Origin of the sequence: Rhizobium etli 8C-3, assembly GCF_001908375.1 — a bacterium.
GTDB lineage: Bacteria > Pseudomonadota > Alphaproteobacteria > Rhizobiales > Rhizobiaceae > Rhizobium > Rhizobium etli_B.
The window spans coordinates 554,024-566,516 of sequence record NZ_CP017241.1 but is presented as its reverse complement, the minus strand read 5'-3'; the positions used below and the strand labels follow the sequence as shown (position 1 = coordinate 566,516).

At 60.6% G+C, this 12,493-nt stretch carries 9 protein-coding genes; 5 read left to right on the top strand and 4 right to left on the bottom strand.

What is annotated here, in order from left to right; translation table 11 throughout:
* Window positions 1–16: 16 nt before the first annotated feature.
* Window positions 17–412 (bottom strand): response regulator transcription factor, encoded by a 396-nt coding sequence (locus tag AM571_RS02860; RefSeq protein WP_074060101.1) that lies wholly within the window; start codon window positions 410–412, stop codon window positions 17–19.
* Window positions 413–1,177: 765 nt separating this feature from the next.
* Between AM571_RS02860 and AM571_RS02855 the strand changes: the two genes are divergently transcribed.
* Window positions 1,178–1,810, top strand: a complete 633-nt coding sequence (locus AM571_RS02855) for a response regulator transcription factor (protein WP_074060100.1) — start codon at window positions 1,178–1,180, stop codon at window positions 1,808–1,810.
* Between the two features lie 668 nt (window positions 1,811–2,478).
* Here AM571_RS02855 and AM571_RS02845 read toward each other — a convergent pair.
* Window positions 2,479–2,997, bottom strand: a complete 519-nt coding sequence (locus AM571_RS02845; protein ID WP_165918519.1) for a response regulator transcription factor — start codon at window positions 2,995–2,997, stop codon at window positions 2,479–2,481.
* A gap of 252 nt (window positions 2,998–3,249) precedes the next feature.
* On the opposite strand from AM571_RS02845, the gene AM571_RS36050 reads away from it, so the two are divergent.
* The gene (locus AM571_RS36050) at window positions 3,250–3,411 is read left to right on the top strand and encodes a hypothetical protein (protein ID WP_155774405.1); all 162 of its coding nucleotides are present in this window, start codon (window positions 3,250–3,252) and stop codon (window positions 3,409–3,411) included.
* Between the two features lie 158 nt (window positions 3,412–3,569).
* On the top strand, window positions 3,570–9,116 hold the full coding sequence (locus AM571_RS02840; protein ID WP_074060097.1) for a trifunctional serine/threonine-protein kinase/ATP-binding protein/sensor histidine kinase: 5,547 nt from the start codon (window positions 3,570–3,572) through the stop codon (window positions 9,114–9,116).
* A 603-nt stretch (window positions 9,117–9,719) separates the two neighbouring features.
* On the opposite strand, the gene AM571_RS02835 is transcribed toward AM571_RS02840, so the two are convergent.
* Both AM571_RS02835 and AM571_RS02830 read right to left on the bottom strand, forming a co-directional pair.
* A complete protein-coding gene (locus tag AM571_RS02835) occupies window positions 9,720–10,808 on the bottom strand; it encodes a quinone-dependent dihydroorotate dehydrogenase (RefSeq protein ID WP_074060096.1) in 1,089 nt (362 codons plus the stop codon).
* Entirely contained in the window at window positions 10,805–11,158 is a 354-nt protein-coding gene (locus AM571_RS02830; protein WP_074063041.1) for a DUF952 domain-containing protein, read from the bottom strand. The genes AM571_RS02835 and AM571_RS02830 overlap by 4 nt, the downstream gene beginning before the upstream one ends.
* Window positions 11,159–11,279: 121 nt before the next feature.
* Here AM571_RS02830 and AM571_RS02825 point away from each other — a divergent pair, with 121 nt between their 5' ends.
* Together AM571_RS02825 and AM571_RS02820 are read left to right on the top strand one after the other, a co-directional pair.
* On the top strand, window positions 11,280–11,678 hold the full coding sequence (locus tag AM571_RS02825) for a hypothetical protein (RefSeq protein ID WP_074060095.1): 399 nt from the start codon (window positions 11,280–11,282) through the stop codon (window positions 11,676–11,678).
* Between the two features lie 89 nt (window positions 11,679–11,767).
* Window positions 11,768–12,415 (top strand): response regulator, encoded by a 648-nt coding sequence (locus AM571_RS02820; RefSeq protein ID WP_074060094.1) that lies wholly within the window; start codon window positions 11,768–11,770, stop codon window positions 12,413–12,415.
* Window positions 12,416–12,493 lie beyond the last annotated feature (78 nt).

The following is a 12,493-nucleotide window of genomic DNA, read 5'->3' as shown; positions in this document are numbered from 1 at the left end:
AGAGGTCTTTGCGACCTCATGAACCGCTTTTTCCCTCGTTACTAAGAGCCAGCGCAGTACGGATGCAATCAAGCAAAACCTGTTCGTCAAACGGCTTTGTCAGACAGCCGATAATGTCCGCGCCCAACGCAGAGGCACGCACGTTCTTTTCCGGAAAGGCGGTGATCAGAACAGTCGGAACGCTCTTGCCCATCGCGACGAGCCGTCGGTGCAGATCGAGCCCGCTCATTCCGGGCATATTGATGTCCGTCACCAGACAGGCCGTGCGGCGGATATGGGGGAATCTCAAGAAATTATCCGCGGATGAGAAGGTCTCGGCATCAAATCCCATCGACCGCATGAGCCCCTTGATAGCCTCGCGAATCGACTCGTCGTCGTCGACGATCGCAATCAGAGGTCTCCTGGTTGGCACTGCCGCCTCCCAACTTTGCCGATTGGTCTCGGGCGAATGAGCGTTGTGGCGCGCTTGACTGGATGGATTCAGTATTTAACCGCGACAAAGGCGTCGCAAGCTATACGATCGTATAGATGCCTAAGACTTACCGCAACGAGAGGGGCCCGTGCCCCTGAGTGCCCGGAGCATGAAGATGAGACACCGATGTAGTTTTGAGATCCACGCGCCTTTCGAAAGCCACACCGGGCGCGCGTCGGGCCGGTCGGTGTTGCACAAGAGGTGGTGGGAGAAGGTCTCGACTGTGCCGCGCGGAAGGGTGGTGAAATGGCCGGACAGTGGCGCGGCCACCAGGAGCTTTGGCTGCGGCTTGGGCCGATGCGCCGCCTGGTCGAATTCAAGCGCGACGTCTCATCTCCATGTCGGGTCCACCCCGCACAGTCTCGCTAGTGCTTGAAGTTTGCTTGTCTTCCGCCGCACCTGATACTTGCGACCCGTTCCCTTGTGACGGCAGATCCCGGCCATGTGGCGCATCGGCACGCCATGGCGGACCACAGGACGCCCAAGCGGCTTTCGTGGACAGCCCGCATTTAGCCTTGTTGCCAAGGTAATTAGCGCGCATTCTGGTGTGCCAAAAACTCCGTTCCGGCACCGGCTGAGGAGAGAGGAGGAGTGTTCTTATTGCGTCACTGGCGCTCTGCTGGTTGGACTATGCCCGCTGCTGCTGCAGGGGGTGCAGGTCCTGCATGTCCCAAAGCTTTGGTTGACCTTGGGGGGCGCTGAACGATGAGCGAGGCCACTATCATTGTCATCGATGATGACCCGGAGATCCGCGAAGCGCTTGGCAGCCTGCTGCGTTCCGTCGGTTTTGACGTGAAACTCCTCGCTTCGGTGGGTGACTTCCTGATCTCTGGACGACCCGACGGACCGACCTGCCTCGTGCTCGATGTCCGGCTTCCGGGACAAAGCGGTCTTGATTTTCAGCTCGAGCTGTCGCGAGAAAAGATTCAGCTGCCGATCGTCTTCATCACCGGGCACGGCGACATTCCCATGTCCGTCCGGGCGATGAAAGGGGGCGCCGTCGAGTTCCTGACGAAACCGTTCCGCGACCAGGATTTGCTCGACGCCATTCACGTCGGCCTGGCGCGCGACCGTGCTTGGATTGAGAATGAAAAGGCATTGGCAACGGTGCGCGCGCGTTTCGATAGCCTGACCCCGCGGGAGCGCGAGGTGATGGCTTTGGTGGTGGCCGGACGGCTCAATAAGCAGATAGCCGGAGATCTAGGCGTGAGTGAAATTACCGTGAAGGTTCACCGCAGCCAGGTCATGCAGAAGATGGGTACCAGGTCCCTGCCCGAACTCGCGCGTATGGCTGACAAGCTGATGATCGCACCGGGAAAACCGCAGACGAACTCGTAGTTCTTGCCGCGCGTATAGGTCACCCCCTCCTCATTGGTAATCGATCCTTCCTGGTGGCCAATAGCCCGGGCCGGAGCTCTCTTTTATGGTACGGGTTCCTTTCAGCCTCCCAGGCCGTATCGCCCCCGATCGGCCCGCCTGGAGCCTCCCACCCCCGGGAGGCTTCTTTTTGGCCCTCGCATGGCAGGTCGCGCGCTTGAGAGCGACCGATATGGATTTGCTTATAGGATTGCGCCACGGCATGTGGGGCTTGCCGGGCTTCACGGTCACCAGTGATCTCTTCCAAGTTCAGGTTGTTGAAGACAAACCTGAAGGAACAGATGGCAGGCGAGTGGTCAACAATGGCGATGTCGGGGGAGAATGCCGTGCGAATTCGGGGACCAACCCTCGTCAAAGGTACGGGCGGCCGGATGGTATTTGAGCGCACCGACGTGGCCCGCATGAGCGCAGAGAGGTGCCGGAGCGCCATCGCGGGCGCAGCTTCAGCCAAACCGGAGTCGCCACAACGGCACTAATCTTTTTGTTTTTACGCAATTTGGGACCGAAAGGCGATCCGCACTCTTTCCTGGATTTCTCTAGGCGGTCGGAGCCTGCGTGCTGACGACAAACGCGATCTCCGTCTGCGGCGTCTCGATCATACGAGACGCCGCATGGGATGGCAGCCAAGCTTAAGGCGTCTCCAGCGAGAAGGAATCCCGCGCCATGATCCGTTGGAGGCTTCTTCGATGCATAGAAAGCGCGCGCGCAGTACGCGATACGTTCGCCCCGCACATGGCGTAAATTCTCTTAATATGCTCGATGCGAACGGCCTCGGGCCGCGAAATCGTCTCGGGTATCGGCGCAGATTCGAGATTTCGTCCAAGCAGCACGGCCAGCACGATATCGACCTCCATCGGTTTCGGCAAAACGTCACTGGCTCCTTCTCTGACGACACGGACCGCCGTGGCGATGTTGCAGTAGATACTTTGGACCACGACGCGTGTAGTGCCGAGATTTGCCAACGCTTCGACGATCTCAAAACCATTGCCGTCAGCGTACTTGAGTTCAATCAGTGCGAAATCGGGCACGTCGCTTTCAAGCTGGGCCTTGGCTTCTGCAACGCTCGTGGCCAGCCGAACCGCCAACCCCTCAGAAAGGAGCCGCGCAACAAGAGGGGAAAAAACGTCGATTTCCGGATCCGCTACCAAGACACTGGCTCTCCTGGTGTTGGATGCCGAGGAGGCTTGGGGGACAACGCATGGGGATACCATCATGACCGCTCCTAGTTTCAGGATCGCTTCGAGTCTAGGACAAGTCGGCTGGAGACGACATTATACGCTTGGATAGCTTTCAGTAGCCGATGGTTGTTGACAGTGCCTGCTCCAGCCGGCTGACGCGTCTGGAGCGACGGTGGCATTGCCGATCCATGAGCATGTCGCTCGCTGAGGAGAAGCTCACGGATGGGTTCGATGCCGGCGCTCTCCTCCGAAGCTCTGCGGGTCCACGATCCGCCCGACCGTCCAGCCGCCGCTGGGCAGCCTTTCGTCATCAGAGGCAGACCATCCATCGAAGGGGCGGGTGATGGCCGCTCGGCCGATCCGCTGGACGAACAGATGTGGTAAAAAGGTAGGGAATTGGTTACGGTTGATCAAATGTGCTCGCTTTGGCCCTGTGATCGGACGGATCTCCGATACGGGAGTGGCAGTGCCAAATGAGACAGGCGAGGTGACGAAGTCGGCAAAGCACATCCTCTTTCTTCGGCGTTGGTGGAGATTGCAGTTTGGAGGTTCTTTGGGAGGATGGTGATCGCGTGTTCCACCGGGAACGACGCCGGGGCGTCGACGGCAAGTGGAACCCGGTACTGGTCGTGCTTCCGGCCCTCGAGCACCCGACACGTTCAAGCCTCGAACGCCTCGACCATGAATATGGATTGAAGGACGAGCTCGATAGCGCATGGGCGGTGCGACCGCTTGAGTTGGTGCGCGAAGGCGGCCGGACGATGCTGGTACTTGAAGATCCGGGCGGCGAGCCGCTCGCCCGGCGGCTCGGAACGGCAATGGAAACGGGGCTTTTCCTGCGCCTCGCCATTAGCATCGCCGCTGCGCTCGGCAAGGCCCACCAGCGCGGCCTCGTCCACAAGGACATCAAACCGGCCAATATCCTGGTAACGGAAGAAGGCGCCGAGGTGCGGCTCACCGGCTTCGGCATCGCCTCGCGCCTCTGCCGCGAACGGCAGGCGCCCGAGCCACCCGAAGTGGTCGCCGGAACGCTTGCCTATATGGCCCCCGAGCAGACCGGGCGCATGAACCGCTCGATCGACTCGCGCAGCGACCTTTATGCGCTCGGCGTGACCCTCTACGAAATGCTGACGGGGAGCCTGCCCTTCGCTGCTTCCGACCCGATGGAATGGGTGCATTGCCACATTGCACGGCAGCCGATGCCGCCCAACCAGCGAACGGCGGATGTTTCATCGGCAGTCTCGGCCATCGTCATGAAGCTGCTCGCCAAGACGGCCGAGGAACGATACCAGACGGCAGGCGGCGTCGAGCACGACCTTGGCCGCTGTCTCAGCCAATGGAAAATGCTGGGCCGGATTGATGCGTTCGCGCTCGGCGAACGTGACATCCCCGACCGCCTGCTGATTCGCGAGAAGCTCTACGGGCGGGAGCGCGAGGTCGAGACCTTGCTCAATTCCTTCGACCGCGTGGTGTTGAGCGGGGCGCCGGAGTTGGTGCTCGTCTCTGGCTATTCCGGTATAGGCAAGTCGGCGGTGGTCAATGAACTCCACAAAGTACTGGTGCCTCCGCGGGGTCTGTTCGCGGCCGGCAAATTCGACCAGTACAAGCACGACATCCCTTATGCGACCCTGGCGCAGGGATTTCAGGGCCTGCTCAAGGGACTCCTCGCCAAGAGCGAGGCCGATTTGGCGCCGTGGCGCGAGGCGCTGAGCGAGACGCTGGGGCCGAACGGACAACTGATGGTCGATCTCGTCCCCGAACTGAAGCTCATCATCGGCGACCAGCCGCCGGTCGCTGAACTTCCGCCACAGGACGCGCAACGGCGATTCCAGCTGATATTCCGACGGTTCATCAGCGTCTTTGCCCGGCCCGAACATCCGCTAGCGCTGTTCCTCGACGATCTCCAATGGCTCGACGCGGCGACGCTCGACCTGCTGGAGGATCTACTGACCCGGCCGGATCTGCGACAGCTCATCCTGATCGGTGCCTATCGCGACAACGAGGTCACCGCTTCCCATCCTTTGATGCGGAAGCTTGAGGCGATCAAGGCCGCCGGCGGCAAGGTCGCGGAAATCAGGCTTGCGCCGCTTAGTCAAGACCATCTCCGGCAGCTGATTGCGGATGCGCTCCACTGTCAGCCCGGGCGCGCGGCCCCGCTCGCACAAATGATGCACGACAAGACCGGCGGCAATCCGTTCTTCGTCCGTCAGTTCCTGTTTTCGCTCGCCGAAGAGGGAATGCTTACTTTCGATCATGACGCGGCATGCTGGTCCTGGCATCTCGAGCGCATTAACGCCATGGGATACACCGACAACGTCGTGCACCTCATGGTCGGCAAGCTCGCGCGCCTGCCGCCCGAAACGCGAAAGGCACTGCAGCAGTTCGCCTGTCTCGGAAACATCGCAGATACCACGATGCTTTCACTCGTCCTCGAGACGCCGGAGGAGCAAGTCCACGAGGCCTTGTGGCCTGCCGTCGCTCATGAACTGCTCGAGCGTCTGGCAGGCGCCTACCGGTTCGTCCACGATCGCGTTCAGGAAGCTGCCTATTCGCTGATCCCGCAGGAGCGACGTGGCGAGTTGCACCTTCGCATAGGGAGACTGCTTGCGGCGAACACTGCGCCGGAGCTGATCGACGATTATGTTTTCGAGATTGTCAGCCAACTCAATCGCGGAGCCGCACTGATCACCTCAGCTGAGGAGCGCGAGCAACTGGCAAGGTTCAATCTGCTGGCCGGCAAGCGCGCCAAGGCCTCGACGGCATACGCCTCGGCGCTCAACTATTTTGTCGCCGGCGCGACACTGCTGCCGGAAGACGCCTGGGAGCGCCAGCACCAACTGGCGTTCGCGCTTGAGCTGAACCGAGCCGAATGCGAGTTCCTCATGGGCGCGCTGGCGGACGCGCAGGAGAGGTTGGCACAGCTTTCCAACTGTGCTGCATGCTCCGACGACCAGGCTGCTGTCGCCTGCCTGCGCATCGATCTCTATGCTGCGCTCGGTCAGACCAGCCGCTCTGCAGCCGTCGGTCTCGACTACCTGAGGCAGCATCTCGGCGTCGACTGGTCGCCGCATCCGGCCGACGAGGAGGTGCAACGAGAATACGGCCGGATCTGGTCGCAGCTCGGAAGCCGCGCGATCGAGGAGCTCGTTGATCTGCCTTTGATGAGCGACCCAGCATCCTCCGCGGCGCTGGATATCCTCACCCGGCTCGTTGGGGCGGTATGGCATACTGATGCGAATCTTGCATGCATGGCGATCTGCCTGGCCGTTAATCTGAGCCTCGAGCGAGGCAACAGCGACGGCTCCTGCTACCATTATGTGTCGCTTGGCTATATTGCCGGGCCCCGCTTCGGCGACTATGCGGCCGGTTATCGATTTGGTCGGCTCGGTTGCCAACTGGTCGAAGAGCGCGAACTGAAGCGCTTCCAAGCCAGGACTTATAAAGACTTCGGAGCCCACGTCGTACCGTGGACGAAACATGTCCGAACCGGACGCGACATCTTGCGGCGAGCACTTGAAATTGCCAACCAGAGCGGCGACCTCACGTTTGCCGGATATAGCTATGCCAGTTTGAATTCGAACCTGCTGGCGGCGGGCGATCCACTTATGGAAGTGCAACGCCAAGCGGAGATTGGCCTCACATTTGCGCAGAAGGTGCGGTTCCAATTCGTCATAGACCTCGCCAGCGCGCAACTCGGCCTTGTCCGGACGCTGCGCGGGTTGACCGGGAAATTCGGCTCCTTCGACGACGATGGATTTGACGAACTTGAGATCGAGCGCCGATTTTCCGAGGATCCGAACTTGATTCTTGCGGAAACTTGTTACTTTGTCAGAAAACTCCAGGCGCGGTTCTTTGCGGGCGACTATGAGGCGGCCGTCGATGCATCATTGCGGGCGCAGAGGCTGCCATGGACATCGGTGTCGCATTTCGAAGAAACGCCGGAACATCATTTCTACGGCGCTTTGGCCCGCGCCGCATGCTGCGACTCTGCTCTGCCTGACCAGCGGGCACTGCATACGGAGGCTCTGGTCGCCCACCACCGACAGCTTCAGATCTATGCGAAGAATTGCCCGGAGAACTTCGAGAACCGAGCCGCTCTGGTCGGCGCCGAGATAGCACGCCTTGAGGGCCGCGAAATCGACGCCGTGCGTCTTTACGAAGAAGCGATCCGCTCGGCGCGCGCCAACGGCTTCATTCATCATGAAGCCATTGCATATGAACTCGCCGCCCGCTTTTATTCGCAGGGCGGGTTCGAGGACTTCACTCGCCTCTATCTCCGCAACGCGCGCGCCTGCTATCTGCGCTGGGGCGCCGACGGCAAGGTGCGGCAACTCGACCAACTTTACCCTGACCTGAGAGGGGAAGAACGCACTCCTGCTCCAACCGCCACCATTGGTGCACCGGTCGAGCAACTCGATCTCGCAACCGTTATCAAGATCTCGCAAGCTGTGTCGGGCGAGATCGTCCTTCAAAAGCTGATCGACACGGTCTTGCGCACCGCCGTTGAGCAGGCGGGGGCCGAGCGCGGCCTGTTGATCCTGCAGCGTGGCGGTGAGTCACGGATTGCGGCGCAGGCCACGACCGCCGGCGACGCGGTCGTGGTGCAGCTGCGTGACGAGATCGCGACCGCGATTATGCTGCCGGAATCGCTGCTTCATTATGTCTTGCGCACAAACGAAAGTGTGGTTCTCGGCGATGCCACAGCTGAGAACCCATTTTCTGCGGACCCCTACATCTGTCAGCGTCGTGCTCGTTCCATTCTCTGCGTGCCGTTGCTCAACCAGGGCCAACCAACCGGCGTCCTCTATCTTGAGAACAATCTCGCCCCTCGGGTATTCGCTCCAGCCCGAATCGCGGTGCTGAAGCTGCTCGCCTCTCAGGCAGCGATCTCACTCGAGAATACCCGGTTGTACCGCGATCTCGCTGAACGAGAAGCCAAGATCCGTCGCCTCGTCAAGGCCAACATCATCGGGATCGTCATCTGGGATGTCGAAGGTCGCATTCTTGAGGCCAACGACGCATTCCTCCGCATGGTGGGATACGACCGAGAGGATCTTGCCTCGGGTCGACTATGCTGGACGGACCTGACGCCGCCCGAATGGAGCGACCGCGACGCACGGACCTCCGCAGAGCTGAAGCTGATCGGGGCGGTCCAACCGTTCGAGAAGGAGTACTTTCGGAAAGATGGCAGCCGTCTGCCCGTGCTGATCGGCGGTGCACTGTTAGAAGAAAGCACGAATGAAGGTGTCTCTTTCGTCCTCGATTTGACGGAGCGCCGGCAGGCGGAAGAGGCGTTACGCGAGAGCGAGGAAGCCTTGCGCGAGGCGCAGGGGCAACTGGCCCACGCAAACCGCGTCGCCACCATGGGGCAGCTCACAGCCTCCATCGCCCATGAAGTCAATCAGCCGCTCGCCGCCTCGCTTACCAACGCCCAGGCGGCCTTGCGCTGGCTCGGTACCTATCCGCCGAATCTGGAGGAGGTGGCTCAGGCGCTCGGCCGGATCGTCGAGAACGCCAATCGGGCCGGCGATGTCATTGGCCGAATCCGCGCCTTGGTCAAGAAGGAACCCCCTCGCAAGGGGCAGTTCGACCTCAACGAAGCCATTCGTCACGTGATTGCCTTGACCGGCACTGAAGTGCTCCGGCAAGGCGTCACGCTGCAGACCGAATTCGCCACGAGCCTCCCGTCCGTGGAAGGGGATCGCGTTCAGCTGCAACAGGTGATCCTAAACCTGATCATGAACGCCATTGAGGCGATGAGTGGCATTCATGAGGAAGAGCGCGAGTTGCTGATCAGCACCGAGACAGACGCCTCAGGAGGCGTGGTCGTCGGGGTGCACGACTCGGGTCCAGGCCTCGACCCGCAAAGCATGGACCGCCTTTTTGAGGCCTTCTACACGACCAAATCCACCGGTATGGGTATGGGCCTGGCGATCTGCCGTTCGATCATCGAGGCTCACGGGGGCCGGCTATGGGCGACCGCGAATAAACCTCGTGGGGCAGTGTTTCTGTTCACTCTGCCTCTCGAACGAGACGAACCCGCTGGCGCAAAGCATGCCGACCAAATGGCAATGTTGGGAAACCAATAGGGCGAATGGCAGCTGAAGCTCTCGCACCTCATGGGCCTTGTTGAGGTGGACGGCTCCAAACGGCATCGATGTGCCAGAATGAGTTCGTTGAAATCTCAATCGAGGCAGACCGTCCGTGGAACAGATTATCCGAATTGGTATGGACAAGCTTGACGAGGACACTTTATGCAGCGTCGCCTGTTTCCATCGTCGCAGCCGCGGCCCAGGACATACACGGGCCCCGACCGGGAAAAGTTCGCCAGTGAACCGAAGCGAAATGGCGTGGTTGACGCCGTTGTGGCAGGAATATCGCGGACGGCACGTCATGACACCTGGTGGAACCAGTTGAGCCACTCCAAGCACTTAGGAAATCGCTGACTACTGCAACAGGATCTAAAGCCGCATACAGGAAGTTGAAGCGAAGGTTCCGCCTGACCGCCTCGATGGACGTCATCATCGGCGCGACTGGCCGACATCGCGCAACCGCTGATGTCATCTGCGGGCTATCTTGCGGCACTTGCGGTCTTCGTGCCGCTCGTCAGAATCACGGGCTATGTCTGTCGATGAACGCTTCCAGCTCTTCCGGCGCTTCTGCCAGGCCATGCCGGTGAAGCGGCGGGCCGATCAGACGCTCCGGGTCGCCCAGTGATCAACGCGCGTGTCTCGCAGTTGGCGGATCGACTTGACCTGCTCACGGTCGAGGAGCTTTGAAAGGCCGCGCACGATCTCGCCCGGAAGACCTGGACCCTCATAGACCATCCCGGAATAAAGCTGCACCAGATCGGCCCCTGCCCTGATTTTTTCCAGCGCCGTCTCCGCCGAGGAAACGCCGCCGACGCCGATGATCGGGAGCGCTGCGCCGACGCGCTTGCGCATTTTCGCAAGAACCGCGGTCGACTTGTCGAAAAGCGGCTTGCCGGAAAGACCGCCCGCTTCCTTCGCCTGCCGCTGATCCTTCAGACCGTGGCGGGCGAGCGTCGTGTTCGAGACGATCAGGCCCTCCAGCCCATGGGAGAGCGCTTCGGCGGCGATATCGTCCATGCCCTCCTCGGTGAGATCGGGCGCAATCTTGAGGAAGACCGGGATTTTTCGACCCGATCTCGCGGCCTCTTCATCACGGGCGGCAAGCACGGCAGAAAGAAGAGCGGCCAGGCTCTCACGTGCCTGCAGGTCACGCAGGCCCGGCGTATTCGGCGAGGAGATGTTGGCGGTGAAATAGCGCGCCACCGAATAAAAACGGCGGATGCCTGTTACATAGTCGGCGATGCGGTCTTCGCTGTCCTTGTTGGCGCCGATGTTGACGCCGATGATGCCCTTGCCGCGGATCGCCGACAGACGCCGGAATGCGGCGTCATGGCCCTCGTTATTGAAGCCGAGGCGGTTGATGACCGCTTCGTCGTCCACCAGGCGGAAGATGCGCGGGCGCGGATTGCCTGATTGCGGCTTGGGCGTCACCGTGCCGACCTCGGTGAAGCCGAACCCGAGCTTCAAGAGGGCCTCCGGCACTTCGGCATTCTTGTCGTAACCGGCCGCCATGCCGAGCGGATTTTCGAAGGTGAGGCCGGCAACCGTCTGCACCAGCCGCGGATCGGGCGAAATGCGGCAGGCGGGAACCAGGCCGGATCTCAGCGCGGCGATCGACATGCCGTGCGCGGTTTCGGGATCGAAGAGGAAAAGTCCCCTGCGGGCAGCGTGCCTGAACGCGCCGATCATGGCAGGAGTTCCGGGAAGATATGCACTCCGGCATCGTCGAGCGGCAGCGGCTTTTCCCAGATGACTGCCGAAAGCGGCAGTTCGGCGTAAAGATGCGGAAAAAGGTCGCCGTCTCTGGAAGGTTCGAAGATCAGCTTGTCGCTAAGCTTGCCGCTGTCGATGGCGACCAGCAGCAGGCCAGGCTGGCCTGAAAAAAACAGCGCCGCGGTCCGCCGCACCTGTCTTTCCGTCGACAGATGAATGAAATTGTCCTTGAGATCGATGCCTTCGCCGCGAAAAACGCCGCTTTGCCTGGCTTCCTGCCAGAGAGCCGCGGTCACGATCTTGTAAACGACGGGTGTCACGCTCATGATGGCCTCATGCAATGGCTGATGCTGTTGGTGAGAGCGCTTTGCCGGAAACGAACGGCGATGTCCACGGCTCCCCCAAGAAAAACAGGAAAGCCGCAACACAAATCCGGAGGATCATATCATGAAGACGATCGCAATCGGGATTGCTGCAATTCTTCTGCCGATGACGGCGCTTGCGGCCGAGCCGGACCCGGGCCGCTACCAGCTCGAGCGAAGCGGCGACCATTTCGTCCGCCTTGACAAGCACACAGGCGCAATGGCGCTTTGCGAGGAAAAGGACGGCTCGCTTGTCTGCCGCATGGCGGCCGACGAACGCGCAGCCTATGACGACGAACTCGACCGGCTTTCCGACCGCGTAACTGCGCTCGAAAACAAGAGCATCGTCAACAAGGCACTGCCCACCGATGCCGAGATCGACCGCTCGATCAGCATCATGGAGCGAATGATGAAAAGCTTCATGGGCATGGTGAAGCAATTCCAGGAGGAAGAAAAGTCCGCACCTCTTCCGCAGAAGACATGATTTGATGTAGTAATATAAGCGGAAGGCATGTGCGGCGCGAAGCTTCGCATACGAGGGGATGGAATCGAACTCTTGGGAGGGAGTTTTCGATGCAGGAACAAACGATCATCATTGCGGACGACCATCCGCTTTTCCGGGATGCGCTGCGCCAGGCCGTGACCGGCATGGAGGGGCAGCACGCCATCGTCGAAGCCGGCGATTTTACCGCCGCGCGTGCTGCCGCAACCGATCATCCGGATGCCGATATCATGCTGCTCGATCTTGCCATGCCGGGCGTCAGCGGCTTTTCCGGGCTGATGGCACTGCGTGCCGAATTCGCAAGCCTGCCGATCGTCATCATTTCCGCAACCGACGACGCGACGACGATTCGCCGCGCGCTGGAACTGGGCGCCTCCGGCTTCATTTCCAAATCGTCCGGCATCGAAGATATCCGCAGCAGCATCCAGACGGTGCTTGCCGGCGATATTGCGACGCCGGAGAATTATCGCGACGGCCATGAACAGGATCCGGACGTGGCCGATCTCATTCACCGCCTGCACACGCTGACGCCGCAGCAAAGCCGCGTGCTCACCATGCTCGGCGAAGGCCTGCTCAACAAACAGATCGCCTACGAGCTCGGCGTTTCCGAAGCGACGATCAAGGCGCATGTCTCGGCCATCCTCTTGAAGCTCAACGTCGACAGCCGCACGCAGGCCGTCATCCAGCTCGGCAAGATCAACATGGCGATGGTCGCCTGACTCCAAGGCAGGATTTTATTCCTCTTTCTTCTTTACTATGATAAAGCTTGGCGTTAGTCTTCCTGCCGATTGGAGAGC